We start from the raw sequence: 25,316 nt of genomic DNA on the forward strand, positions 1-25,316 counted from the left end.
ACATAAACATGTTAAAAGGGAGATTAACCAAGCAATGAAGGTTTTGTATATGACTGGCTACAAAGCTTTTGAATTCGGTATATTCAAAAATGACCATGAAGCGGTAAAATATATAAAAAAAGCGATGAAACAACGTCTTCTGCCATTGGTGGAAGATGGATTGGAATGGGTGATTATATCAGGTCAGTTGGGTACGGAACTATGGGGTGCCGAAGTGGTGTTCGAAATACAGGAAGAATATAATCAGCTTAAATTAGGGGTGCTTACTCCTTACCTGAAACAGGAAGAGTCATGGAACGAGACGAATCAAGACTATTACCGATCCATCTTAGCCCGCGCCGATTTTGTTGAGTCCATTTTCAACAAAACATATGAAGGTCCGCAACAACTTAAAATCAAAAATAGGTATATGGTCCATAAAAGTGATGCCTTGCTAATCATTTTTGATCCTGAAAAAGAAGGATCCGCCAAATATCCATATTTCGAAGCTATGAAAAAAGCGGAAACTCAACTATACCCCATTTTACAGATAAGCTTTGATGATCTGCAACTGGCTGCGGAAGAAGACAGCTGGGCCGAAGAGTAGCACTGTAAAAATAATTAAGGATTAAAAGTTGTTTCAAAAGCATATTCATATTATGATGAAAATTAGATACAGATTTATGGGAGTAATATCGTGCACAAAAAAGTATGGCTTATTAAAAAAGTGTTTCGTTGACAAACCCAAGTATATTTGAAAAAATAATAAAAAGTCGATTGTATTGGCGAAAGTATTGAGGTGAAGTCTTATGCTATCCGATAAGATAAAATTAACGGCTAAAGATATTCTTGAAAAAGATTTTAAAACGGCCATGCGAGGTTATAAACCTGAGGATGTGGATCAATTCCTGGATCTAATCATAAAAGATTATGAAGTGTTTCATCAGGAAATTGATGACCTTAAACAAGAAAATCTTAAATTAAAAAAACTGGCTGAAGAGAGTACAAAACGTCCAAACCAACCTGCACCTGGTGCGACTCCAGGAACCACTAACTTTGATATCCTTAAACGGTTGTCTAACTTAGAAAAGCACGTATTTGGAAACAAGCTTTTTGATTAATGCTTTTTAAAAGGGAAAATAATTTGTATTGTGTTTTCTTGAAGAATGTATTATAATCAATAATGTTATGTTAACGTTTGGGTAATTGCTGCTGCATTTTTTGCAGTAGAGGAAAGTCCATGCTCGCACGGACTGAGATGTCCGTAGTGTTCGTGCCTGGCGAAAAAATAAGCTTGGGCAGCAGTCTTGGATTGCTGACGGCTGGGAAAATGCCTAAGTCCTTTTGGATATGGCATGAATACCTATAAAAGTGCCACAGTGACGGAGCCTTTACAGAAATGTAAAGGGTGGAACGAGGTAAACCCCACGAGCGAGAAACCCAAATTAATGGTAGGGGCGCTTTCTTCCTTGGAATTGAACGAGGAGAAGGACAGAAGCTATGCTTCTGTAGATAGATGATTACCGCCGAAGTACGAGACGTGAGTCGCTTGCAGTGCTGAGGAACAAAACATGGCTTACAGAACGTTATCATATAACACTTAAAGCACAACTCTCCTTTGTAAAAGGAGAGTTTTTGTTTGTAAAAAAAATGTCCATTTTAAAATTTCCCAACACTAGTGCTGCAAAATATCATATCATAGAAGTGAAAATGACTAGGTATAATGGAAGAGTATTTTAATTACAACTTTCAAATGATATAATGAATACTTTTGTATGAACTTGGAGCTTGACCGCTTTAAAGTAAGTAATGATATTTTCTGTCATAGTGAGGAGTTCATTTCGATTGCAGAAGAGACAGGCCTTGTCAACCACATCAGCCTGTGGGTTATAAAACGAGCGTGTGAGTATGTTAAGTAATTCCATATTTTTGGGTATCCTAATTACAAGGTTTGCATCAACAGATAGAACTTGTATTTTAACAGGAATAATTTTAGAAAAAGGTAATTGTCCTATTTAAAAAAGAACATGACTCTATTGCGCAAGGATTGGAACAGATGGAGAGCAGATTATGCCTAATGCAGAGGGTTCTGTTGAATAATTGGTTAATCTTAAAAAACAAAGGATTATTGTCTATCGATGATTTTGGTACTGGTTATTCTTCCTTAAGTTATTTTTAGTGTTTTCCGATTGATACATTGAAAATTTATCAATCAATTATAAAGGTGACTTGCCTATTGTAAAAGCTACCATCACGATGTCGATGGCACTTAATCTTGAATCATTGCTGAAGCCGTTGAACATAAAAAGCATATAGACTTTTTGAATAAGCAAAAGTGTGGTATCATTCAAGGGTTTTACTTGTCGAAATCGCTCCCTGTTTCTGAATTTAAAAAATGGAAAAGCGGGAACCGATTTTGATTAATGGAAAGTAGGTGCATGAAGAAATGAAACAATTCGATATTATTGCAACATCAGCAATGGGATTGGAATCAATTGTTGCCAAGGAAGTGCGGGATCTTGGTTACGATTGTCAAGTGGAAAATGGGAAAATTATGTACAAAGGGGACCAATCAGCCATTGCTCGCTCTAATTTATGGCTGCGCAGTGCAGACCGCGTGAAAATTAAAGTCGCTGAATTTAAAGCTTATTCTTTTGATGAGCTGTTTGAAAAAACAAAAGCCTTGAACTGGGAAGATTACTTATCTGCAGACGTTGAGTTCCCTGTAAGTGGTAAATCAGTTAAATCACAGCTTTACAGTGTCCCTGATTGTCAGGCTATCGTTAAAAAGGCGATTGTTGATAGATTGAAAAGTAAATATAAACAAGTATCTTGGTTTGCAGAAACTGGTCCTTTGTTTAAAATTGAAGTATCAATCTTAAAAGATGTAGTGACACTTACTATGGACACATCAGGTGCCGGACTTCATAAGCGCGGATACCGCACAGGGCAGGGGGAAGCACCCCTTAAAGAAACTTTGGCGGCTGCATTGATCATGCTGACTAATTGGAAACCGGATAAACCTTTCATTGACCCGTTTTGTGGATCTGGTACTATTCCTATTGAAGCTGCATTGATTGGGCAGAACATCGCTCCTGGTTTTAATCGGGAATTTGTTTCTGAAAGCTGGGCTTGGATGGACAATAAGGTTTGGGATGAAGCGAGAATTGAAGCTGAAGATTTAGCGAATTATGATCAGTATTTAGACATAACAGGTTGTGATATTGATCATCGTATGGTTGAAATTTCAAAAGCCAATAGTTTTGAAGCAGGTCTTGGTGATCTGGTTGAGTTCAAACAAATGCAAGTGAGAGATATTTCGACTAGAAAAGAATATGGTGTTATTGTGGGGAACCCACCTTATGGTGAACGTCTCGGAGAGAAAAAGGCTGTTGAGCAGATGTATAAAGAAATGGGACAGGCCTTCAAGAAGCTTGATACTTGGTCTGTGTACATGATTACCTCAAACCCTGACTTTGAACAGTATTATGGTAAACCTGCAACGAAAAAAAGGAAGTTGTTCAATGGATTCATTCGAGCGGATCTTTATCAGTATTGGGGAAAAAGGCCGCCAAAACAACCGAGAAGTGAATAAATAGGTATAATATAATGGAAAATTTGGAATAGTCAGGACATTTTATTCATAATAGGTTCCAGTCTTGCTTATCATTTCCTTTTCTGTTATTCTAATAATGAATTATTTTTGTTCAGTTTTAAGGAATACCTTAATATTCAATGAGCAAGGATAGTAATATAATGTGTGGCAAACACACTAGGAGGCAACAAAAATGGAACAAGGTAAAGTAAAATGGTTTAACGCAGAAAAAGGTTTTGGATTCATCGAACGTGAAGGTGGAGACGATGTATTCGTACATTTCTCAGCTATCCAAGGAGAAGGTTTCAAAACACTTGAAGAAGGCCAAGATGTTACATTTGATGTAGAACAAGGTCAACGTGGACCACAAGCATCAAACGTAAACAAAGCTTAATTCAACTATATAGTACTTACAGACAGGCTCTCATGAGGAGCCTGTCTTTTATTTTACGGGCTGGTAGCGCTCGCTAATATATACATAGAAGATGCAGTATCTACGGGGAAATTCATTTCTTGAAGAAAGGTAAATAACTTGACTATCATTGTAGAATAAAGGATAATATACTTTTGCCTAGATAAGTTATTATACGGAATTTTATATACTGATGTTAGATAAAAGGGGAGACCATGATGCTTAAAACACTGCCTTTTTCGGTTACAAAGGAAGATTCTTTTTACGATAAGCTTTCAGAATGGATCGGTGATGTTTTTTATGACATTCTTCCCGAAAAAGGATTTGAGCTGCGTGACGAACAAATCTTCATGGCATTTCAATTAGAAAAAGCCTTTAAAGAAAAGAATGTAAGTTTTGCGGAAGCTGGTGTAGGGACTGGTAAGACATTGGTCTATTTACTATATGCCATTTGTTATGCCAGATATACTAATAAACCGGCAATTATTTCGTGTGCAGATGAAACATTGATTGAACAGCTTGTCAAAGAAGAAGGCGACATTCAAAAAATTAAGAACGCATTAGGTATTGAAGTAGATGTTCGTCTTGCCAAATATCACGATCAATATGTATGTCTTAAGAAATTGGAGTATGCAGTGAATCATGAAGATTCAGAGGGAATAGATCAGCTCTATGATGAACTTCCCAAGTTTGTCCATGATAACTCATCCATGAATGCTTATACAGCTTACGGGGACCGTAAACAATACCCATATTTGAATGATGAAGACTGGTCAAAAGTAGGCTGGGATCAGCTTCAAAACTGTTTTACGTGTGATAAACGCCACCGTTGTGGACAAACCCTTTCCCGTGACCACTACAGAAAATCAAGTGATTTGATCATTTGTTCACATGACTTCTTTATGGAGCATGTTTGGACAAAAGAAAAACGTAAGCGTGAAGGACAGTTACCGTTATTACCAGAACATAGCTGTGTTGTCTTTGATGAAGGACATTTATTGGAGTTTTCTGCTCAAAAGGCGCTAACGTATAAAGTTGGTGAACAAACTCTTGCTTCGGTTTTAGAATTGTTAACAGCCAACCAGGTACGTGAAGAAACGTTATACATCATTGAAGACTTAATTGACATAAATGAAGAGTTTTTCGATTTACTTGATGAAAAGGCCATTCACGTTAGTGGTTCTAATCGGTATGAAATTCCGATGTCCAAAGAAATTACAAACTTTGCACAAAAGCTTCATAAAAAGGTTGAAGAGTTAGAAGAAAACCTGGTTTTTGAAGCGGAAATGTACACGATTAATGACTATGATTTAAAAGTGACAGAAGAATACTTAGAACAGCTAGGTTACTCTCTTTCTCTATTTGTGAAAGATGAACAGGCGGTATCATGGTTTGAAGAAAATGAAATGACAAAAACATTGGTCATTATGCCAAGGCTTGTACAAGATATTTTGTCTGAACAAGTTTTTTCTAAAAAAATCCCTTACATTTTTTCTTCGGCAACATTATCTGATAATAAATCGTTCCAATACATTGCAGATAGCTTAGGGATAGAGAAGTATGATAGCTTTTCTGTTGAATCGCCTTTTGATTATGATGAAGTCATGAAAATGAATATGCCAGTCTTTGAAAATGGAGACCAATTGGCTAAACTTAATTATACAATGAAGACGATTGAGGAAAATGAAGGTAGAACGCTAGTATTATTCCAATCAAAAGAAGAATTGCTATGGTTCAAGGAAAACAGCCAGAAAACAGCATATCCCTTTTATTTTGAAGGTGAAGCGGAGATTAGCGATCTTGTTAAAAGATTTCAAGAAGAAGAGCAGTCTGTTTTGTTCTCATATCATTTATGGGAAGGGCTCGATGTTCCGGGGGCTTCATTACAAAATGTAGTGATACACTCACTTCCATTCCCGCCACATGATCCAGTATTCGAGGCCAAACGGAACTCGGTTACCACTCCTTTTGAAGAAGTGGATCTTCCATATATGCTCCTTCGTTTGCGTCAGGGAATCGGACGTTTGATCCGTACCAGCAATGACTCGGGGACCGTACAGATTTTGATTGAGAAGGATCTTTCTGAACAGGTAAAAGAGAAAATTATTTCTGTTCTTCCTGTTACGCTTTAATTATTCTATGTTGAGAGCCAAGGGGCAAAGCAAGCCCTTGGCTCTTATTTTATTTTAAGTTGCGGGTAGTTCTGATATGAAAACTTTTTGTATAATATGGTAAAGTGTAGATGGAAGGGGCAGTGAATATGAAAAAGGGTATTAATCTGATAGAAAAAGAATTTCAAGAATATGTAAAGAAAATTTCAGCCTATAATGAAGCCCTCGCATTAATTTATTGGGATTTACGTACAGGTGCTCCCAAAAAGGGAGTAGAGCAGCGCTCTGAAGTTATTGGGGTAATTTCCTCTGAAGTTTTCAATATGATTACAAGTAAAGAGATGGAATGCTTCATCGAGGACCTTACAACAGAGGAAGCTTCTCTTAGTGAAACGACGAATAAAATGGTTCAAGAATGTAAAAAAGAGTTTGAAAGGAATAAGAAAATCCCAGCAGACGAATTTAAAGAATTCGTTATTTTACAATCCCGGTCTGAAAGTGCATGGGAGGAGGCAAGAGAAAAGGCGGATTTTTCGTTATTTCAACCTTATCTGGAACAAATTGTCGCCTATACTCGTAAATTCGTTGAATATTGGGGTTATGAGGGTGAGAAATATAATACCCTATTAGATATGTATGAACCAGGTATGACTGTTGACATTCTTGATAAGGTATTTAGTCAATTGCGAGCAAGTATAGTTCCTCTAGTAAAACAAATAGCAGAGAGTAAATATCAACCTGAAACATCTTTCCTATTTAAAGAATTCCCGAAAGAAAAACAGCATCAACTCAATCTTCGAGTTTTAAAACAGCTTGGATACGATTTCAAGGCTGGCAGGTTGGATGAAACAGTCCATCCTTTTGCGACTGGAATCAACAGAGGTGATGTAAGGGTGACAACCCGCTATGATGAATATGATTTTAGGGGGGCAATTTTTGGTACGATTCATGAATGTGGGCACGCTATCTATGAGCAGAATATCGCTGAAGAGTTAACGGGTACACTGCTTGATAATGGGACGTCAATGGGAATCCACGAATCACAATCATTGTTTTTCGAAAATTTTATTGGACGGAACTATAGTTTCTGGAAAAATAAATACCCTCTTTTAAAGGAGTGTGCACCAGAACAGTTTGCAGATGTGAAACTTGAAGACTTTTACCGCGGCATTAACGAATCAAAACCGTCCTTCATCCGTATTGAAGCTGATGAACTGACATATCCTTTACATATTATGATTCGTTATGAACTGGAGAAAGCACTATTTAATGGAGAGCTTGAAGTGAAGGATTTACCGGAGGTTTGGAATAAAAAATACAAGGAATACTTAGGGATTGTACCTGAAGATGATGCTAAGGGTGTTCTACAAGATGTACACTGGTCAGACGGCAGCTTTGGTTACTTCCCATCCTATGCATTAGGGTATATGTATGCTGCACAAATCAAGCAGGCTATGCTTAAAGATATACCTGACTTTGATAATTTGTTGGCATCCGGTGATATTGCTCCAATTAGAACATGGCTTAATGAAAAGGTACATAAATATGGAAAAACTAAAAAGCCACTTGAGATTTTGAAAGAAACTACAGGAGAAGGCTTAAACGTGCAATATTTAATAGATTATCTTGAAAGTAAGTATAAGGAAGTTTATAAAATTAATTAAAGTCTTCAAATAAAAAACCCTTGGCAAATCTGCCAAGGGTTTTTTATGGCTTGTACAATTTGAACGTTGATTGGAACGTAGGGCACTCGCTTTCCGCGGGCGGTCCGGAAGCCTCCTCGGCTTGCGCCTGCGGGGTCTCACCTAGACGCGCTTTTCCCGCAGGAGTCTCGCACCTTCCGCTCCAATCAACTTTGTATAAAATTTAGATAGAACCCCTTTTGCCTACAGTCTTTTTTGTTTTAAAATGGAAGTATTAAAACTTGAGGTGATGAGGATGCTTTCTAAACATGATTCTATTCAGCGGGATCAACTTGAAATGATTACTTTAGATCAACTGGTGCGAGCGAACCATTCGGTTCGAAAAATTGAGGCCGCCATTGACTTCTCATTCATATATGACTTGGTGAAAGATATGTATTCAGAGGTAGGACGCCCAAGTATTGTTCCAGCTATTTTAGTTAAACTGACATTCATTCAATATACTTCGGTATTCGTTCAATGAGTAAAACGATTGAAGAAGTTGAAACAAATATGGCTTACCGTTGGTTCTTAGGCTATGGGGTTCGGAATGTTTTAATTCCGAACCCCTTTTGTCTACAAACTGACCTTGGAAAATCTGCCAAGGCTTTTTATGGTGTAGGATCACCATAATTTAAATCCTTTTGATCCCGGTGGTGCATTTTGAAGAATATCAATAAACGGAATTGTATACGCAAAGAGAATGAGTGCTGCCGTTATTCCAAGCCATAGTTTCCAATTTTCAAAAACGAGTGGCGTTTTTTCGGCTTTATCAGAAACTTCACCAACAGGGAACTCTTCGTTGCCTTTTGGAGCAAAGAAGGCCAACTGTATAAAAATAATGAGATATAAAATAATCCCGATAAAGAGTATAGTTCCACCTACAGCTTGTGCAATTTGATAAGGAATCCAATCAAGTGCCTGTGTGGAATCTCCATAAGTGGAGTACGAAGAGCGGCGAGGTGCTCCCAGCAGTCCAGCGATATGCATGGCCCCAGACATAAAGGACATCCCAATTGCCCAAAAGACCCCTTGAATAATCGCTAATTTATTTAATTTTTTTGTTAAGGTGCGTCCAGTTAAATGGGGAACAAGCCAATACGAAATCCCAAAGAATGTTAGGATTACGGAAGTCGCCAATGTTAAATGAAAATGTCCTGTAACCCATATAGTATTATGGACAACCTGGTTTAATTGGTTTGAGGCATTGACTAATCCTCCGGCACCTGCTGGTATGAAAGCCGCCATTCCGATAAAAGGTACGGTAAAACGGGCATCTCCCCAAGGTAGCATCTTAAACCAACCGAATAGCCCTTTGGCACCCTGTGAACGTCCGTATTGTTCAAAAGATCCGAATAAAGAAAAGGCAGTCATTAAAGATGGAACAACGACTAAGAAGGTTAAAATTACTTGTAAAAACTTCCAGACGGGATCGATACCGGGTTCTAGCAATTGGTGATGAAGTCCAACAGGGATAGAGAAAAGCAGGAAAAGAATAAAAGACATTCGAGCCAATGAATCTGAAAAAATTTTCCCGCCAATGACTTTAGGAATCACTACATACCAGCACATATAGGCTGGTAGCAACCAAAAATAAACGAGCGGATGTCCAAAATACCAAAATAAAGTTCGGCTTGCTAAAACGTTAATAGAATCCACCCAACCTAAAGACCATGGGAGAATTTGAAATAACACGGTAGCTGCCACTCCGATAGTAGCAACAATCCACAGTAGAGTATTTACAACAGCCATAAAACTTAATAATGGGCTTGCTTGGCCTCGATTGTTTTTCTTCCACTTGCAGTATGCCGCTATAAGGGCTCCACTACTAATCCAGCTGCCAACGATCACAAGTGTTAAGCCACCATAGAAAATAGGATGAGCTTGAAGAGGTGCATAAAAAGTATAAAGGACAGATGCTTCATTTAATAAAACCATAACAGCGGCCATAACAGTGCCGAGTGTCATTGTCCAAAAACCAATCCAGCCTGCAATTCTGGAAGGGGTGGACAATGGACCGATTGTTTTACTAACTGCTGATAGCTGGAATCCTATGATAAAGAAAGTTGTTAACACCAGAGCAAGTAAAACTCCGTGAACCGTAAGTAATTGATAATACGTTATACCGGCAGGTAATTCCATTCTGCCTGAGCGAACCAAAGTTTGAAGTAATCCTGCAAATCCTCCAAGTGCTAAAGCAATAATGGCTACATAGAAATGAGCCATGGATAGTTTTGCATCCAGTGGGTGAACTTTTTTATTTTCAGCAGTTGTTATCATTTTGAAACCACCTCGATACGGGAGCTCATCATGTGGTGACCAACTCCGCAATATTCATTGCAAATAATCAATTTTTCTCCTTCATTATTAAATCTAGTGGTATATTCACTGACGAATCCAGGTTCAAGCATCATATTAACGTTAGTCCCAGCTATCTCAAAGCCATGGATAACATCTTTAGATGTTGCGATAACTTTGACAGTTGAACCTTTAGGGATCTCCACTTTTACAGGACTATACGAAAAGGCAGAAGCTACAAACACTAATTCATAGTCCCAATCTTTTCCTGTTACTTCATGTAAGCCAGGGGCATTAAATGGAGCAGTGACCTCCACTTTTTCAGGATCAATTGTAACTAAACAGCTGGGAGGTTGATTCCCTAGATAGAAAGCACTAACCCCGAGCACTGTCAAGAAAACTAGCAGGGCAACTGTACCGAAAATCAACCAAATCTTTTCAAACTTGTGCATGTGCATTATTTCGCCTCCTCAATTAACCTAAACGATTTACAAAAATAAAATAGATACTGACCCATACAATAATTAGAATAATTCCTAGTATTAAAACAGAAGCAAGTGTACCTTTTAAATTAGAAGTCTCTTTTATTTGTAATTTGTTCTCAAGTTTAGGTGCGGCCATCGTTTTCACTCCTTTCTAATTTCAAAAAAGACATGAGTACATGTTCATCATACAAAAGTAACAGTAAAATAGTATCCATCTTTTCTCTATTCACAAATTGTTCAATCGTTACTTTTATAAGTTCGATATAGTGTAAAGTTGAAGTGAGTATAAAAACTTGCATTTGATGTGTACCAAGTTGTGAAATAATTGTGAAGATTATACAGTCTGGATATTTTCACACGTAGACGATAGGGAAATATCCTATGAAACAATTGATTAATTTCTAAATTTTCTAAAAATGCGAATGATCATTTATTATTTTAAGTGAAAGTTCGGTTTTTTTGTTGAAAATACCTTTTCAAATAGAGCAAGCGTTGTTATAATTCATATATTACAAAAATATAAAGTTTCACTCGTATAATAGCAGGGATATGGCCTGCAAGTTTCTACCGAATTACCGTAAATAATTCGACTATGGGTGAGTAATAGATCTTGTTGCACAATGAAAGGGTTTTGTTGATTCCTTTTTCATTTATGCCCGGGAAATATTGCCTCACTCTAAAAAAAGTGCTGCAATGTTTCTTGGGTTTTTTATTTGTCGGGAAGCATTTGCATGACAATGGGTTAAATATACATCCAAGATTGGGAGGAACCTTCATGCAACTTTTAAAGGAAAAAATCTTGTCCGAGGGTCAAGCTTTATCAGAAGATATTTTAAAAGTAGATTCATTCTTAAACCACCAAATGGATCCTATCCTGATGAAAGAAATCGGTAAGGAATTTGTGAAACGTTTTGAACATAAGGAAATAACGAAAGTACTGACGATTGAATCTTCAGGAATTGGACCCGGGCTTATGGCGGCCTTAGAATTGGAAGTTCCACTAATTTTTGCACGTAAACGTAAATCACTTACTTTGACTGAAGGTTTAGTGACAGCTTCTGTTCATTCCTTTACCAAACAAGAAACGAATACAATCACGGTGTCCAATAAATATATTGAAGCAGGTGATAAGGTATTGATCATCGATGACTTTCTTGCAGTTGGTCAAGCAGCCCGAGGTCTAGCGGATATTTGTGAGCAGGTTGGAGCAGAAGTGGCTGGAATTGGAATAGTAATTGAAAAAGCTTTCCAAAGTGGTGGGAAGGATCTTAGAGAACAAGGCTTCCAAGTAGAATCTCTAGCTCGAATCGCAAAATTGAAATTCGGAGAGATAACATTCGCTGATGAACAGGAAGGGGCAACAGTAAATGTCTAAACAATCACCAATAAAAGTTGCTTCTTTAGGATTACAACATGTACTTGCGATGTATGCAGGTGCGATTGTTGTTCCCTTGATAGTCGGTGGGGCGTTGGGGTTAAACGCAGCGCAGTTAACTTATTTAGTATCGATTGATATTTTAATGTGCGGAATAGCAACCTTATTACAAGTGTGGAAAAATAAATTCTTTGGAATTGGGCTCCCAGTCGTTCTTGGGTGCACATTCACAGCAGTTAGCCCGATGATTGCGGTTGGTACACAATATGGAGTCACTACCATTTATGGAGCCATTTTGGTCTCAGGATTGATTGTGGTTATAATTAGTAAATTTTTTGGTAAATTGGCAAGATTTTTCCCACCTGTTGTTACAGGATCAGTAGTTATGATTATAGGAATCACACTCATTCCAGTTGCGATTAACAATCTGGGGGGCGGCCAAGGTGCTGCTGATTTCGGTGCCTTGAATAATGTGGGTCTTGGTTTTGGAACGTTGCTATTTATCATTTTCATGTATAAATTCTCAACGGGATTTGTTCGTTCCATTTCTATTTTATTAGGGTTACTAGTTGGAACATTCGTGGCTTTCTTCTTAGGTAAAGTGGATTTCAGTTCAGTAGCAAGTGCTTCTTGGTTGCATTTACCTCATTTTTTCTACTTTGGAACTCCGACTTTTAACATAACAGCTATTATTACTATGACATTGGTGGCAATAGTTAGCTTAGTGGAATCAACAGGTGTTTATTACGCATTAGGGGAAATTACAGATAAAGAGATTTCAGAAGATGACCTAGCACGTGGATATCGTTCTGAGGGGATTGCAATCATGTTGGGCGGGTTGTTTAATGCATTTCCTTATACGGCATTTTCACAAAATGTCGGTCTTATTCAATTGTCCGGTATTAAGACAAGAAATGTCATATATACAGCAGCTGGCATGCTTATTTTGATCGGATTTGTTCCTAAGATTGGCGCGTTCACAACCATTATTCCTTCATCTGTTTTAGGCGGAGCGATGGTAGCCATGTTCGGAATGGTTATTGCAGCAGGAATTAAAATGTTAAGCAAAGTAGACTTTGCTTCCCAAGAAAATTTATTGATTATCGCCTGTTCAGTAGGAATGGGACTTGGAGTAACGGTTGTTCCTGAGCTATTCGCTCAAATTCCAGAAAGTATCCAAATTTTAACGGATAACGGAATTGTGGCAGGAAGTTTGACAGCTATTTTCTTGAATATTGTTTTCAACATCTTCCCTGCAAACGGGAAAGTGAAGGAAGCACGTATCGAAGGACGGAAAGTAGCCTAAATAGTTTCGAAAAAGCTGATAGATTTATACCTTAAAGTAAACTGCCTCAAACGCACAGATATTTTTGCGTTTGAAGCAGTATTTTTTTATTCTGATTAGTTATTAAAACAATACCGGATTAGAAAGAAAGCCCTCCAAAGAATTCTAATTTTTTTAATAAAAAAAAGATTTAACAGATAAAAGGAAACTCTCTTCACTTTTTGAATATATTGATAGTATCTATACAGGAAAGTAAGTGATAGAGATGGAAAAGAAATATTGTATTCATTGTCGAACTATATTAAATCAGGAATGTAGATGCCGAGTGTGTGGAAAAGAGGAATTTCAAAATATCATTATACAAGTACAAAACCAATCCTCAATAAAGAAGGAAGAATGAAGGCCCCCCTTACCGTTTGTAAAGGTAAGGGGGGTTTTATGATTTAAAAACTACATTTCAATCATCAAGATATTATAATCTTACGGTTCCCATTCAGTATATGGGTTTTTTACCTGCTTTATAAAAAGGAAAAACCCAAATATTTAAAAAACATATATATATCACTATTTATCGTTAAAGCATTAAATGGTTTTTTGTGGGTATATTAACCATATCATGTATATTAAGGGGTGGGTTCATGCCATATGTATTATCCGCATCTCATATAAAACTTCCTTATTTACTTTCACAGGAAAAGATCATGGAATTTTCCAGGGAAATCTTTGGTTCCTCTTTTAAGAATATTGAACGATTATTGAGGGCATTTAAAAATGGCCAAGTCGAAAATCGTTATTTTTCAAATGATCTTGATTGGTTCAAGGAGGAACATACGTTCGCGGAAAGGAATGATATATATATTAAACAAGCAGTCGAGTTTGGTAAAGAAGCAATTGAAAAATGTTTAGCTAACACTGAATTTTTAAAAGATAAGCTGCAGCCAAGTGAGCTTGATGCTTTCTTTTATATTTCAAGTACAGGGATGGCTACTCCTACCATTGATGCAAGAATAATGAATGAACTTCCTTTTAACCCACATACAAAAAGAATTCCAATATGGGGGCTAGGGTGTGCGGGGGGAGCGAGTGGGCTATCGCGTGCTTTTGAATATTGTAAAGCATATCCGAAAGCAAAAGTCATAGTATTAAGTGTGGAATTGTGTAGCTTAACCTTTCAAAGAAACGATATTTCTAAGAGCAATTTAATTGGAACTTCCTTATTTTCTGATGGAATTAGCTGCGTTTTAATTTGTGGTGATGAAGTGTCAGCTGAACAGTTCTCGAAAAAAGAGCAGCATTTAAAATTTTTAAATTCCCAATCCACGCTTATGCCGAATTCGTTGGATGTAATGGGGTGGGATGTTAAAGATCAAGGGTTGTACGTGGTCTTTTCGAAAGATATTCCAACCATTATCAAGGATTGGCTTAAACCTAACGTGGAAGCTTTTTTAGTGGAGAATGGATTGATACTGGGGGATGTGAAAGATTTTATAGCGCATCCAGGCGGAAAAAAAGTAATCGATGCCTATCACGAAGCTCTGGGATTCAATGAAAGCATGACAGCAGAGTCAATGGGTATATTGAGGGAGTTCGGAAATATGTCTTCAGCTACGATTTTGTATGTACTAGAAAAATTCATGATGCGTGGCGGGAATTTAGGCGAACATGGCTTGGCTGCTGCATTGGGGCCAGGGTTTTCCTCAGAACTAGTGTTAATGAGGTGGGAATGATGATTTTCAGCATTTTTATTTTGCTGATTGCTATTCAGCGTCTTGTTGAATTATATATTGCAAAACAAAATGAAAAGCAGTTGAAAATGAAGGGGGCTGTTGAGTTCGGCGAGGCACATTATCGGTGGATGGTTCTGATGCACCTGAGTTTTTTTATTGTACTCACTATCGAGGTAATGGTCTATGAAAGGAAAATCGCTACGCTTTGGCCAATCTGGCTGACTCTTTTTCTCATTGCTCAGTCAGGAAGGGTTTGGGTAATCAGTTCACTAGGAAAACATTGGAATACGAAAATCATTGTTGTGCCAAATGCCGAAGTTGTAGTTAAAGGCCCTTATAAATATTTTAAACATCCTAACTATCTTATTGTAGCAACTGAGATTATCGTCATTTCCTTATTATTCAATGCTTTTTATACAGCTATAATTTTTAGTTTGTTGAACGCTTGGATGATGGCGGTGAGAATCCCCTTGGAAGAGAAGGCTTTAAAGACACACACAGAATATTCTACGGTTTTTAAGCAAAAATAATAAAAGTTTCATTTTTCTTATTGAAAATGATTATCGTTCGTGATAAGATTCTAATTGAAGATGAAAATTATTCTCAATCTCTTACTGATAAATATTTTAGAAACTTAAAAGCAACCCAATATAAAAGAGGATGGTGTTCGTAATGGTCTGGTTATTCATTTTATTGACAATCGCTACATATAGTTTTGTGATGAAACATGTATTAAGTAATATTCAAAAACCGGCAAAGGCAGTAAAATCTTATACGGAGTCAACAATGGAAAACCGAGCTACATATAACCCATCTCCTACAACCAGGTAAATTACCTGGTTTTTTTATGCAATCAGACAGTAATTACGAAGATGTAAAAAAACAAAGTGGAACCCACCAATCGGTGGATTTTTTTGCTTTCTGAACACGTTTGGTAAGAATTCATATAGTAAAACTAAAAGCTTTCGGTATGAATAACAATCGAAATCGTTTACAATAAGATTATTAAAAATGACGATAGATTAAGGGGTATGGATTCATGATTCAAGAAACATTAAAGCAACAGTCTAAATTGGGGATTTTGACTGCCATGTATGAGAAATTTCAATCAGCAGGAGATACAAGCAATGCTGATAAACTGAAACAGCTAATCCTGAAAGTAAAAAATGAGGAATTTATCATTGCTTTTTGCGGGCATTTTTCAGCGGGGAAATCAAGCATGATCAACTTCTTCCTAGATGATCAAGTATTGCCTTCAAGTCCGATTCCAACGAGTGCCAATACGGTTAAGGTTCAAAAAGGGGAGGACTATGCCAAAGTCTTTTATCATCATCAGGCACCGGTCGTATTTCCCGCACCTTATGATTTTAAAGAGGTAAAGAAATTTGCTAAAGATGGTGATTCAGTATCGGCAATAACAATAAGCTCCAATCAGTTTTCACTGCCAGAGTCATGTGCAATCATGGATACTCCAGGGATTGATTCGACAGATGATGCACATAGAGTTTCTACTGAATCGGCCTTGCATCTTGCTGATGTTGTCTTCTATGTTATGGATTATAATCATGTACAATCAGAAGTGAATTTTCTTTTTACTAAAGAATTGTTAGAAGCGGAAAAACCAACATATTTAATTATCAATATGATTGATAAACATGATGAAAATGAGCTCAGCTTCCAAGATTTTAAATTATCCGTTTCTGAAGCATTTGCAAACTGGAATGTATACCCTGATGGAATATTTTATACATCAGTCAGAGACTTGAACAATAGCGAGAATGAAATCGAAACCGTTCGTCAATTTATATATGAAATGGCAGAGAAAGGTCAAAATGATGGGAAAGATGCCATAATGCAATCGGCAAAGGCCCTAATCGAAAGACACCTTATTTGGCTGAAGGAACAGTACGAAGAGGATCATGCCAGTGAATTTGAAGTTTTATCAGAACTTCCATATGAAGAGCGAATCGACCTAACAAATAAAGTGGACAGCCTTATAAAGGAAAAAAAATCATTAACAGAACGTTTAGAGAATGTGAAAGTGCAATTTGCTGAAGATTTAGAAACCATTTTGAAAAGTGCTTACATCATGCCGGCGGCTACACGGGACCTAGGTAAATCATTCTTGGAATCAGCACAGCCCGATTTTAAAATGGGGCTTTTATTTGCCAAGAAAAAAACGGAGGCCGAACGCGAGGAACGTCTTAACGTATTCTTGGCAGATTTACAAGAGAAGGTCAAAACCCAGCTTGAATGGCATCTTAAAGAGTTAGCGGTAAAAACCCTTACTGAAGCTGAAGTCCATGATTCAACACTTGAAAGTAAGGCTCAGGCCCTGCACATCGGGGTGACAGAAGCTTACATAAAAAATTCTTTAAAGCCCCAAGTCAATATTACAGGTGAATACGTTTTAAACTATACAAATGATTTGGCCTCTGCTATCAAAAAAAAGGCACGTGATGAAGCTGAAGAATTTTTGCACAGCATGATTGCTGCCATGCAGGGTATAGTGGAGCAACAGACGATATCCATCGATAATGAACTTGAAGGTTTTGCTGAATTTGCGGAAGCCCTCAAAGTTACCGCAGCGATGAATGCAGAAATCGAGTCTCAAACAGAACAATTAGAGGGTATTGCTAATCAAACGGTATCGCTAATGGATGAGCGTTATGTCGAGACACTTTTGACTGAATGGGATGAAGAAGAAAAAAATATTACAGTCAAAATTATGAATACGGATGATGACAATAGGGCTAAGCAGGCTAACGAACTACATGCGGCGGATCTTGAAATCGAAACTAAGGCAGCAGAATCAACTGTAGGCGTTCCTTTATCTAATACTATAGATTTACGTGGGAAGGAAAAGTTAATAGAGACTGCATCGAATTTACAGCAGGCAGCCAAACTAATTCAACCTTTGAAAGGTTTTCAATCACTTTATAAAGAATTAACAGATAAGGCAAACCGACTAGAAAAGCAAACTTTCACGGTTGCACTATTCGGTGCATTCAGTGCAGGCAAATCTTCATTTGCAAATGCGTTAATGGGAGAAAGCGTTCTTCCTGTTTCGCCAAATCCTACTACTGCAGCCATTAACAAAATCATGTCATCTGACCCTGAGCATCCACATGGTACGGCAACAGTTAAATTAAAAACCGAAGCTATGCTACTAGAAGACGTAACCTTAGCTTTAGTTGCTTTTGGTAAGAAAGCAAATTCACTCGATGAGGCTCATCAACTTGCCGGACAGATCATTGAAACAGCAGGGGAAGTGGATAAAGGGAAAACGCATCTATCTTTCCTGAGGGCTTTTTATCAAGGATTGCCTCCTCACAAAAGTGATTTAGGAAAGGTCATCACAGTGGATCTTGAAGGGTTTAAACGTTTTGCTGCCGAAGAGTCCAAATCGTGTCTCGTTGATTTGATTGAATTGCGTTATGACTGTGAAATGACAAAGCAGGGAATGGTGCTTGTTGACACTCCTGGAGCAGATTCAATAAATGCTCGGCATACTGGTGCTGCTTTCGAATATATTAAGAATTCTGATGCGATTCTTTTTGTGACCTATTATAATCACCCATTCTCTCGGGCAGATCGGGAGTTCCTAATCCAACTTGGACGAGTGAAAGATTCCTTTGCTATGGATAAGATGTTCTTTATTGTCAATGCGGTCGATCTTGCTCAAACTACTGACGAACTGGACGAAGTTATGGATTATGTGAAAGATCAATTAAATGGATTCGGAATCCGTTTTCCAAAGCTGTTCCCGCTTACAAGTAAGGGAGCATTGACAGAAAAACAAATTCCAGGTTCATTTATGCACTCTTTCCTTCCTAATAGTGGAATTTCGGAATTCCAATTACAATTTGATTCTTTCATCGAGAACGACTTAACAGGACTGGCAATTGAATCAGCGCATGCAGCAGTAAAAAGAACAGAAGAACTGCTTCGAGATGTAATTACAGCGTCCAAGCAGGATGAAAAAGCGAAACAAAAAGCGCTCGACACTCTAGCTCTTGAGGCGCAGTCTATTTCTGGTCTTCTGGAAGTCATTAAAGGGGACGCCGAAAAGCAACGTTTGAAAAAAGAGATTGATGAATTGACTTTCTATAGTAAACAACGCGTCTTTTTCCGGTTTAATGATTTCTTCAAGGAATCTTTCAATCCGGCTGTAATTAAAGACGATGGGCAGGATTTGAAGCTGGTCCTTAAACAAGCATTAATGAATTTATTAGAAGCGCTAGGCTTTGACCTTGCACAGGAAATGCGTGCTACGGCGTTACGGACTGAAATGTTCGTCAATAAATTATTGAATGAGAAACAAGTCGGATTGCTTCAGCAGATACAGAAAGTAAGAAAAACTCTTTCGTTACAGCCATATGAACCAAATGAGAGGGATTCCCTTGAATTTTCGGGTGCTTTTGTCCAATTAGACACGAGTGAATTCAAAAAAGAATTGGCACTGTTTAAAAATCCAAAGGCTTTCTTTGAAAAAAATGAGAAAGTGAAAATGAGCGAGGGACTTCAGCAGCGTTTGGATGAACCTGCCCTTATATATGTAAAAGAGCAAGGTGGGCGAATATTCGAAATGTATACGGAAATTCTTGATCAAGAGTTACTTTCCATTCAAAAAGAATATAAAACGGAAATATCGGATATTTTCGCAGGCTTACGTGCAGCCTTAGAAGAAAAGGTTGATTTACCGTATTATGAAAAGGCTGTAATAGAATTGGAAAAAATGCATTTGTAATAGAAACGAGGTTCGTTTATGAAAGAAAACCTTATTTCAATTTTGAGAAACCTAGAAAAGAAAAAGAATATCACAATATTAATGGCTGCTGTAACTGGCAGCCATTCTTTTGGTTTATCATCAGCCAAATCAGATATTGATGTCAGGTTTATATATGTTCATAATGATAGGCGGTCCTATCTCTCACTTAGTCAACCCGATGAAGTGATTCAATTGAATGAAGGCTCTAGTGATGTTGAAGGCTGGGATTTATTTAAAACATCAAGGCTTACGTTAAAGAGCAACCCCGCTCTATTTGAATTATTTCAGTCGCCCATCCACCTGATTGCTCAACCGGTTTATTATCGGGAGATGAAGGGGTTAATAGAAGAATGCTATTCCAAAAAGGCTCTAGGACATCATTACTTCCGGATGATGACAGGCAATCTTCAGCAATTGACAAAAACAAGTGGGTCCGAAAAAAAAGTGCTGAAAACATGGGTGCAAGTTTATCGTTCCTATTTAGTACTGCAATATTTAATCCAGTTAGAAGCTCTGCCACCTTTAAGCGTTTGGGAATTACTCGATTCTGTATTAATTGAAAAAGAAATGAAAAGCAGAATGACGCGAATATTTACAGCAAAACAAAAAGAAGAATTTTCAAAACATGAAGGTATAAAAAGTCTTGCGTTTTTGGAAGGGAAATTGCCTTCCATAAAGAATGAAATAACTAAGCTTCCTATGGGGGAGCACATGGAAGAGGATCTTAATCAATTAATTTGGTCCATTTTGAAATAGGGAGATGTGTAGATGGGTTTTATAATGGAAAAAGAAGAGCTGTTGTCGATGTTGAATTCTAGAGATATTAGAATTTGTGACTGTCGTTTTCAGTTAGGAGCCCCTGATGTGGGTTATATTGAATACGAGAAAGAACATATTACCGGTGCTGTCTATTTTGATCTTGAAAAAGACTTATCCGGACAGGTTGAAAAACATGGTGGAAGACATCCGCTTCCTGACCTTAATACATTAAAAGAGAGGCTTGAATCAAATGGTATTACAAATGATACAGTACTTATTGCTTATGACGGTGGGGAAGGTTCCTTTGCTTCGAGGTTTGTCTGGCTGCTGAGTTATCTTGGTCATCAGAAAGTGTTTGTACTTAACGGCGGCTTTAGGGCATGGAAGGATGCGGGCTACCCGCTCGAAACGAATCAGTCGAAATATGCTTCGGCCGAATATAGTATAGATTTAAATGAATCTGTTTTGGCTTCTTATCAAAAAGTGAAGGAATATACAGTAAAAAGGCCTAATGATGTTGTTTTAATTGATTCAAGGGAGTCTAAACGGTTCCTAGGGATTGAAGAGCCGATTGATAAAAAAGCGGGACATATACCTGGGGCAATCAACAAGGTGTGGACAATGGTTCTTGATAATGGATATTATAAAAAATTGGAAGAACTTCAGTTAAGTTTCACAGACATTAGCCGAGATAAGGAGATTATCGTTTACTGTGGTTCAGGTGTGACGGCTTCTCCCAATTATTTAGCCTTAAAAGAAGCTGGTTTTAAAGATGTGAAGGTATATGTCGGTAGTTTTAGTGACTGGATTTCCTATCCTGATAATCCTATTGAATAATTAGGTTTTCCAATTAACGATCCTCAAAAAGGTGGACAGCTATGTTAAAATAGATATACATCATGATAGAGGTGATAAATGTGTTAATGAAAGAAAACGAACAGCATCCTTCCTTTATGCTTGTCGACGGGATGGCGCTTTTATTTAGAGCTTTTTATGCAACAGCCGTTACAGGTCAATTTATGGTTAACTCAAAAGGCATTCCGACAAATGCCGTACAAGGTTTCTTAAAGCATATGCTTACAGCGGTGAATCATTTTTCTCCTAGTCATATAGCAGTATGTTGGGATATGGGAAGCAAAACTTTCCGCAATGAACTATTTGATGGATACAAGGCTAATCGTTCAGAAGCGCCAGTTGAAATGATTCCTCAATTCGATTTAGCGAAAAAAGCGGTTGAAGCCTTTGATATCCCGAACATCGGTCTTTCCGGATATGAAGCTGATGATTGTATTGGGACAATAGCAAAAGCATCTGCCGAACATAGCCGAGTAGGCATATTGACAGGCGATCAAGATATGCTTCAGTTAATTGAAGAAAACATTTCCGTACTTTTATTGAAAAAAGGGTATGGTAATTATGAAGTGCATAATCCCGATAGTTTTTTTGAATGGAAAGGGATTACACCAAGACAAATGATTGATTTAAAAGCTTTAATGGGAGATACAGCTGATAACTATCCCGGCGTCAAAGGAATTGGGGAAAAGACAGCTTTGAAATTGTTGGTTCAGTATCAAAATATAGAAGGTATTCTTGAAAATGTTGCGTCATTAACCAAAGGGCAGCGAACTAAGATTGAATCGGCTGTCGATATGCTTCACCTATCGAGACAACTCGCCGAAATCAAGTGTGACGTACCGGTTTCATGCTCCTTAGATGAAGCGGTGTATCAGTATGACCGTGAAAAAGTGAAAAGCCTGGCTAGAGACCATGAATTTAGGACTTTACTGCGAATGCTGTAAAATAAATGAAGCGGAGTTCCCATTGGGAGCTCCGTTTATTTTTATAGGAAGTATTTTGTCGAAAAATGGATAGGCAAAATCTTATATTTACGGTAAGATGAAATTAAGGCAAGTATTATGGAGTGGATGCAGAAGTGGGGAAATCAACTGAAGAGTATGTGAGTTTTTTAGAAGGAAAGGGATTCACTTTTGGGAATGATGCTATTGGTTTTATTTATTTTGGCAAACGCTATACAAACGCCAGTGATATTTTAGTCAATGCAGCAATCGAATTGACGTTGAAAGTTCAAAAGAATTTTGATGGTAGCTTTTATATTTCCTTTTTAGAAAACTTAAAACAAAATGGCATTGAAACTCGCAGTGCAGCGGTATCATTTGCAAAAAAGCAGGGACTGCTAAAATAAATCGGACTTCGTAATTTAGAAGTCCGATTTATTTTTATTAAGTCTTTTAAGAAAAATCTTGAGTTGCTATCGATTTCTTTTTCTTCGATGGCAACTCAGCGAGAATCATGCCAAGGAAAATGAATACGCAGCCGATGATTGAAGCAGAAGTCAATTTTTCGCCAATCAATATGAATGAGGAAAACGCCGCAAAAACCGGTTCCATTGAAAAGATTAATGCGACCCTTGTAGGTGTCGTATAAGCCTGGAAGAAGGTTTGTGCGAAAAAGGCAAATGCCGTTGCAAGAGCAGCCGTAACCAATAATGCGGTCCAGACCTCTGGTTGTAACATGACTTCCGACTTAAAGATTACAGAATAATCTTCATTAAATAATATGGCTGAACTTAAGGATAAAAAAGAAACCGTGAAAATTTGAATCAGAGTTAACGGTAAGGCAGGAAGGGTTTTAGCATACCTAGCAGTCGTAATGATCTGCATGGCAAAACTGATCGCACATAAAAATACTAGAAAATCACCAATATTCAAGTTCGAGCGGTCGGCGAAAGTCATTAAATAAAGCCCAATCGTTGCGGCAACGACACCCAATACAGTATTACGTGATAGCCTCAGTTTTAATAGCAACAAAGAAAAAACGGGTACCATGACAACACTTAAGCCTGTTATGAAGCCAGTTTTGGCAGGGGTAGTATAATTCAAGCCTATTGTTTGAAAGCCATAACCCAAGAAAAGCCATACCCCGATATGAAGTCCTGCAATTATCAATTTCTTGTTCCAGGTTTTTCCTCTTCTATGTAAGGTTAATAAGTAAGGTATAAACAAGAAAACAAAGGCCATAAAAAACCGGATAGCATTAAATGTGAAAGGTTCAAGAAATGAAAGGGCATTCTGCACCATAACAAATGTGACACCCCAAATGAATACAACAAATAATAATGAAATATCAGCTGTCTTTTTCATGATTTTCCTCAACCTTGTTTAAACGAATGGCCCGTCGTGCTAACTCATCCGCTCTCTTATTTTCCAGATTTGGAATCCATTTCACAAAAAATAACTCAAGTTGTTCTGAAAGCTTAAGTGCTTGATCAAGAAGGGTGGCGTATTTTTTTTTAGCAAACCTTTTTTCAATGGCCTGGTTGATGGCCTGGGAATCAGTCCGAAAAGAAACGACTTGATAATGACTGGTTATACATATCTCCAATGCCTTGATTAAAGCATGGTATTCCGCCTCATGATTTTCCATATTTCCAAGTGGGATGGAATGACGCTCGACTACACCGTTATTATTAATGAAAATTCCTGCGCCGCTCGGCCCCGGATTGCCCGCACTGGCTCCATCAATATACACTTCAATCATGTTGTTCCTCCTCGAGTTTACACTGTTCATATGCTATGATTAGTAATTGTTTCATATAATAATTAAAGATTGAAAGATGCGAATCATGAAATTAAAAAGATTCTAATTCAATAAGAGAATTTCAGGCTGTTATGGGAACTATAAAGAAATAATTAAAAGAATATTTGATTGTTTAAATTATATTATAAATGGTATTACGAAAAATAGGTATGATAATTGACAAATTTTATCATGGGATAGATGACAAGGAGCTGGAAATCATTGAAGGTAATTATGCAATGGACATATCATGCTTCAAAAAGACCAACTGCTGATTTTGTTTCCGATTGGCTGGATGCTGGTACTGCCTTAGTCATTACAGAAGATCTTGAAAAGGCAGGACGTTTGAAGGAAGTAGAATTCAAGGATGAATTCGATACAACTTGGACAAAAAAAGAGTTAAAGAAACTCTTAACAGAGGTAGAGGAGGAACCTCAGGATGTGACGGTGTTTTTTGATGGTGGTTTTCAAAAAGAGCAAAAAGTAGCCGGAATTGGTGCTGCTATATATTATCGTCAAGGGAAAAAGCACTGGCGTATCCGTACTAACCTAATGCTTGAGCAACTTGAATCCAATAATGAAGCAGAGTATGCTGCTTTTTATGAAGCAGTGAGACAGATGGAAGAACTTGGAGTTCACCACCAAAGCTGTTTATTTAAAGGGGATTCACTAGTTGTATTAAACCAACTTTCTGGAGAATGGCCCTGTATGGAGGAAAACTTAAATAAATGGCTCGACCGTATAGAAGCGAAGCTAGAAAAATTAAAGATTATCCCGGTCTATAAGCCAATTTCACGGAAAGATAACCAGGAAGCCGATCGTCTGGCAACACTTGCTCTTCAAGGAGAAGTCATATATAGCAAATCGGAAATTGCTGAGTCAAAGGAGTCGTAACAAAAATGAACAGGAAAAAAATATATGAAGAAGTAGAAGACGTACTTACCTCATTTTGCCATGAATGTTTTTTACAAAAACATTTTCGAAAGGAATATGGACGTTCATATGCTCACCAATTCTGCATTTCTCAGTGTACCGTTGGGGAGAAATTAAAACAGCTCGGCAATGAACTTAACGACCATTCTTAGGCAAAGGATATAGCTTTCATTTTCTCAAACATAACGGGATTCCCCCTCTTACAATTCCTGAAATTGATTTCATAATCGAAAAAATGAATAAAGGGAAAGAAAGCGAATTTATAAGGATAATATTGGTGTAAAATCATTGGCACTTATTTAGGAGC

The 25,316-nt window shown here is 37.6% G+C and carries 23 protein-coding genes, 1 other RNA gene, 1 pseudogene and 1 riboswitch; of the genes and pseudogenes, 20 read left to right on the plus strand and 5 right to left on the minus strand.

Going from position 1 to position 25,316, the window contains the following annotated elements:
- Positions 1-34 precede the first annotated feature (34 nt).
- From ACQKMR_RS06045 to ACQKMR_RS06080, 8 genes and pseudogenes are all read left to right on the plus strand, one after another.
- On the plus strand, positions 35-586 hold the full coding sequence (locus ACQKMR_RS06045; RefSeq protein WP_427696477.1) for a DUF1273 domain-containing protein: 552 nt from the start codon (positions 35-37) through the stop codon (positions 584-586).
- A gap of 202 nt (positions 587-788) precedes the next feature.
- The gene (gpsB, locus tag ACQKMR_RS06050) at positions 789-1,100 is read left to right on the plus strand and encodes a cell division regulator GpsB (protein WP_427696478.1); all 312 of its coding nucleotides are present in this window, start codon (positions 789-791) and stop codon (positions 1,098-1,100) included.
- Between the two features lie 73 nt (positions 1,101-1,173).
- Positions 1,174-1,563: RNase P RNA component class B (gene rnpB / locus ACQKMR_RS06055), an RNA gene on the plus strand.
- An 862-nt stretch (positions 1,564-2,425) separates the two neighbouring features.
- The gene (locus ACQKMR_RS06060; protein ID WP_427696479.1) at positions 2,426-3,574 is read left to right on the plus strand and encodes a THUMP domain-containing class I SAM-dependent RNA methyltransferase; all 1,149 of its coding nucleotides are present in this window, start codon (positions 2,426-2,428) and stop codon (positions 3,572-3,574) included.
- Between the two features lie 193 nt (positions 3,575-3,767).
- Entirely contained in the window at positions 3,768-3,968 is a 201-nt protein-coding gene (locus ACQKMR_RS06065) for a cold-shock protein (protein ID WP_034307871.1), read from the plus strand.
- A gap of 233 nt (positions 3,969-4,201) precedes the next feature.
- Complete coding sequence (locus ACQKMR_RS06070; protein ID WP_427696480.1) at positions 4,202-6,118, plus strand: ATP-dependent DNA helicase; 1,917 nt, start codon at positions 4,202-4,204, stop codon at positions 6,116-6,118.
- A 128-nt stretch (positions 6,119-6,246) separates the two neighbouring features.
- Positions 6,247-7,761, plus strand: a complete 1,515-nt coding sequence (locus tag ACQKMR_RS06075; protein ID WP_427696481.1) for a carboxypeptidase M32 — start codon at positions 6,247-6,249, stop codon at positions 7,759-7,761.
- 274 nt (positions 7,762-8,035) lie between these two features.
- Positions 8,036-8,322 (plus strand): annotated as a pseudogene (locus ACQKMR_RS06080) (transposase); the annotation flags it as partial.
- Positions 8,323-8,403: 81 nt separating this feature from the next.
- On the opposite strand, the gene ACQKMR_RS06085 reads toward ACQKMR_RS06080, so the two are convergent.
- The 3 genes from ACQKMR_RS06085 to ACQKMR_RS06095 are packed head-to-tail and all read right to left on the minus strand — an operon-like array spanning position 8,404 to position 10,698.
- Complete coding sequence (locus tag ACQKMR_RS06085; protein ID WP_427696482.1) at positions 8,404-10,059, minus strand: b(o/a)3-type cytochrome-c oxidase subunit 1; 1,656 nt, start codon at positions 10,057-10,059, stop codon at positions 8,404-8,406.
- Complete coding sequence (locus tag ACQKMR_RS06090; protein WP_427696483.1) at positions 10,056-10,535, minus strand: cytochrome c oxidase subunit II; 480 nt, start codon at positions 10,533-10,535, stop codon at positions 10,056-10,058. The genes ACQKMR_RS06085 and ACQKMR_RS06090 overlap by 4 nt, the downstream gene beginning before the upstream one ends.
- Before the next feature lie 16 nt (positions 10,536-10,551).
- On the minus strand, positions 10,552-10,698 hold the full coding sequence (locus ACQKMR_RS06095) for a cytochrome c oxidase subunit 2A (RefSeq protein ID WP_427696484.1): 147 nt from the start codon (positions 10,696-10,698) through the stop codon (positions 10,552-10,554).
- A 375-nt stretch (positions 10,699-11,073) separates the two neighbouring features.
- A riboswitch (purine riboswitch) is annotated at positions 11,074-11,175 on the plus strand.
- A 162-nt stretch (positions 11,176-11,337) separates the two neighbouring features.
- On the opposite strand from ACQKMR_RS06095, the gene ACQKMR_RS06100 reads away from it, so the two are divergent.
- From ACQKMR_RS06100 to ACQKMR_RS06145, 10 genes are all read left to right on the plus strand, one after another.
- Positions 11,338-11,937 (plus strand): xanthine phosphoribosyltransferase, encoded by a 600-nt coding sequence (locus ACQKMR_RS06100; protein WP_427696485.1) that lies wholly within the window; start codon positions 11,338-11,340, stop codon positions 11,935-11,937.
- Complete coding sequence (locus ACQKMR_RS06105; RefSeq protein ID WP_427696486.1) at positions 11,930-13,243, plus strand: nucleobase:cation symporter-2 family protein; 1,314 nt, start codon at positions 11,930-11,932, stop codon at positions 13,241-13,243. Before ACQKMR_RS06100 ends, ACQKMR_RS06105 begins: the two co-directional genes overlap by 8 nt.
- 617 nt (positions 13,244-13,860) lie before the next feature.
- Positions 13,861-14,949 carry a type III polyketide synthase gene (locus ACQKMR_RS06110; protein WP_427696487.1) on the plus strand — a complete coding sequence of 363 codons (1,089 nt, stop codon included), beginning with the start codon at positions 13,861-13,863 and terminating at the stop codon, positions 14,947-14,949.
- Complete coding sequence (locus ACQKMR_RS06115) at positions 14,949-15,479, plus strand: isoprenylcysteine carboxyl methyltransferase family protein (protein ID WP_427696488.1); 531 nt, start codon at positions 14,949-14,951, stop codon at positions 15,477-15,479. Before ACQKMR_RS06110 ends, ACQKMR_RS06115 begins: the two co-directional genes overlap by 1 nt.
- 142 nt (positions 15,480-15,621) lie before the next feature.
- Complete coding sequence (locus ACQKMR_RS06120) at positions 15,622-15,780, plus strand: hypothetical protein (protein WP_427696489.1); 159 nt, start codon at positions 15,622-15,624, stop codon at positions 15,778-15,780.
- A 208-nt stretch (positions 15,781-15,988) separates the two neighbouring features.
- Positions 15,989-19,699 carry a dynamin family protein gene (locus ACQKMR_RS06125; RefSeq protein WP_427696490.1) on the plus strand — a complete coding sequence of 1,237 codons (3,711 nt, stop codon included), beginning with the start codon at positions 15,989-15,991 and terminating at the stop codon, positions 19,697-19,699.
- Between the two features lie 18 nt (positions 19,700-19,717).
- Positions 19,718-20,476 carry a nucleotidyltransferase domain-containing protein gene (locus tag ACQKMR_RS06130; protein ID WP_427696491.1) on the plus strand — a complete coding sequence of 253 codons (759 nt, stop codon included), beginning with the start codon at positions 19,718-19,720 and terminating at the stop codon, positions 20,474-20,476.
- A 12-nt stretch (positions 20,477-20,488) separates the two neighbouring features.
- Positions 20,489-21,316, plus strand: a complete 828-nt coding sequence (locus ACQKMR_RS06135) for a sulfurtransferase (RefSeq protein WP_427696492.1) — start codon at positions 20,489-20,491, stop codon at positions 21,314-21,316.
- An 86-nt stretch (positions 21,317-21,402) separates the two neighbouring features.
- Positions 21,403-22,278, plus strand: coding sequence for a 5'-3' exonuclease (locus tag ACQKMR_RS06140; protein WP_427696591.1), 876 nt, complete (start codon positions 21,403-21,405; stop codon positions 22,276-22,278).
- Between the two features lie 122 nt (positions 22,279-22,400).
- On the plus strand, positions 22,401-22,682 hold the full coding sequence (locus ACQKMR_RS06145; RefSeq protein WP_427696493.1) for a DUF6123 family protein: 282 nt from the start codon (positions 22,401-22,403) through the stop codon (positions 22,680-22,682).
- 46 nt (positions 22,683-22,728) lie between these two features.
- Here ACQKMR_RS06145 and ACQKMR_RS06150 read toward each other — a convergent pair whose 3' ends face one another.
- Positions 22,729-23,640 carry a DMT family transporter gene (locus ACQKMR_RS06150; protein ID WP_427696494.1) on the minus strand — a complete coding sequence of 304 codons (912 nt, stop codon included), beginning with the start codon at positions 23,638-23,640 and terminating at the stop codon, positions 22,729-22,731.
- Positions 23,624-24,037, minus strand: a complete 414-nt coding sequence (locus ACQKMR_RS06155; RefSeq protein WP_427696495.1) for a reverse transcriptase-like protein — start codon at positions 24,035-24,037, stop codon at positions 23,624-23,626. Before ACQKMR_RS06155 ends, ACQKMR_RS06150 begins: the two co-directional genes overlap by 17 nt.
- A gap of 261 nt (positions 24,038-24,298) precedes the next feature.
- Between ACQKMR_RS06155 and ACQKMR_RS06160 the strand changes: the two genes are divergently transcribed.
- Both ACQKMR_RS06160 and ACQKMR_RS06165 read left to right on the plus strand, forming a co-directional pair.
- Positions 24,299-24,970 (plus strand): reverse transcriptase-like protein, encoded by a 672-nt coding sequence (locus ACQKMR_RS06160; RefSeq protein WP_427696496.1) that lies wholly within the window; start codon positions 24,299-24,301, stop codon positions 24,968-24,970.
- Between the two features lie 5 nt (positions 24,971-24,975).
- Positions 24,976-25,161 carry a zinc-finger domain-containing protein gene (locus ACQKMR_RS06165; protein ID WP_427696497.1) on the plus strand — a complete coding sequence of 62 codons (186 nt, stop codon included), beginning with the start codon at positions 24,976-24,978 and terminating at the stop codon, positions 25,159-25,161.
- Positions 25,162-25,316 lie beyond the last annotated feature (155 nt).

Origin of the sequence: Peribacillus sp. NPDC096540 (genome assembly GCF_050278525.1) — a bacterium.
Taxonomy (GTDB): domain Bacteria; phylum Bacillota; class Bacilli; order Bacillales; family DSM-1321; genus Peribacillus.

What these genes read in the sequence shown, in the direction of transcription:
- ACQKMR_RS06085 (WP_427696482.1), bottom strand. Translation starts at nt 10,059, where the DNA reads ATGATAACAACTGCTGAAAATAAAAAAGTTCACCCACTGGATGCAAAA.
- ACQKMR_RS06075 (WP_427696481.1), top strand. Translation starts at nt 6,247, where the DNA reads ATGAAAAAGGGTATTAATCTGATAGAAAAAGAATTTCAAGAATATGTA.
- ACQKMR_RS06110 (WP_427696487.1), top strand. Translation starts at nt 13,861, where the DNA reads ATGCCATATGTATTATCCGCATCTCATATAAAACTTCCTTATTTACTT.
- ACQKMR_RS06100 (WP_427696485.1), top strand. Translation starts at nt 11,338, where the DNA reads ATGCAACTTTTAAAGGAAAAAATCTTGTCCGAGGGTCAAGCTTTATCA.
- ACQKMR_RS06065 (WP_034307871.1), top strand. Translation starts at nt 3,768, where the DNA reads ATGGAACAAGGTAAAGTAAAATGGTTTAACGCAGAAAAAGGTTTTGGA.
- ACQKMR_RS06115 (WP_427696488.1), top strand. Translation starts at nt 14,949, where the DNA reads ATGATTTTCAGCATTTTTATTTTGCTGATTGCTATTCAGCGTCTTGTT.
- gpsB (WP_427696478.1), top strand. Translation starts at nt 789, where the DNA reads ATGCTATCCGATAAGATAAAATTAACGGCTAAAGATATTCTTGAAAAA.
- ACQKMR_RS06140 (WP_427696591.1), top strand. Translation starts at nt 21,403, where the DNA reads ATGAAAGAAAACGAACAGCATCCTTCCTTTATGCTTGTCGACGGGATG.
- ACQKMR_RS06045 (WP_427696477.1), top strand. Translation starts at nt 35, where the DNA reads ATGAAGGTTTTGTATATGACTGGCTACAAAGCTTTTGAATTCGGTATA.
- ACQKMR_RS06120 (WP_427696489.1), top strand. Translation starts at nt 15,622, where the DNA reads ATGGTCTGGTTATTCATTTTATTGACAATCGCTACATATAGTTTTGTG.
- ACQKMR_RS06155 (WP_427696495.1), bottom strand. Translation starts at nt 24,037, where the DNA reads ATGATTGAAGTGTATATTGATGGAGCCAGTGCGGGCAATCCGGGGCCG.
- ACQKMR_RS06125 (WP_427696490.1), top strand. Translation starts at nt 15,989, where the DNA reads ATGATTCAAGAAACATTAAAGCAACAGTCTAAATTGGGGATTTTGACT.
- ACQKMR_RS06135 (WP_427696492.1), top strand. Translation starts at nt 20,489, where the DNA reads ATGGGTTTTATAATGGAAAAAGAAGAGCTGTTGTCGATGTTGAATTCT.
- ACQKMR_RS06060 (WP_427696479.1), top strand. Translation starts at nt 2,426, where the DNA reads ATGAAACAATTCGATATTATTGCAACATCAGCAATGGGATTGGAATCA.
- ACQKMR_RS06150 (WP_427696494.1), bottom strand. Translation starts at nt 23,640, where the DNA reads ATGAAAAAGACAGCTGATATTTCATTATTATTTGTTGTATTCATTTGG.
- ACQKMR_RS06165 (WP_427696497.1), top strand. Translation starts at nt 24,976, where the DNA reads ATGAACAGGAAAAAAATATATGAAGAAGTAGAAGACGTACTTACCTCA.
- ACQKMR_RS06130 (WP_427696491.1), top strand. Translation starts at nt 19,718, where the DNA reads ATGAAAGAAAACCTTATTTCAATTTTGAGAAACCTAGAAAAGAAAAAG.
- ACQKMR_RS06105 (WP_427696486.1), top strand. Translation starts at nt 11,930, where the DNA reads ATGTCTAAACAATCACCAATAAAAGTTGCTTCTTTAGGATTACAACAT.
- ACQKMR_RS06090 (WP_427696483.1), bottom strand. Translation starts at nt 10,535, where the DNA reads ATGCACATGCACAAGTTTGAAAAGATTTGGTTGATTTTCGGTACAGTT.
- ACQKMR_RS06070 (WP_427696480.1), top strand. Translation starts at nt 4,202, where the DNA reads ATGATGCTTAAAACACTGCCTTTTTCGGTTACAAAGGAAGATTCTTTT.
- ACQKMR_RS06095 (WP_427696484.1), bottom strand. Translation starts at nt 10,698, where the DNA reads ATGGCCGCACCTAAACTTGAGAACAAATTACAAATAAAAGAGACTTCT.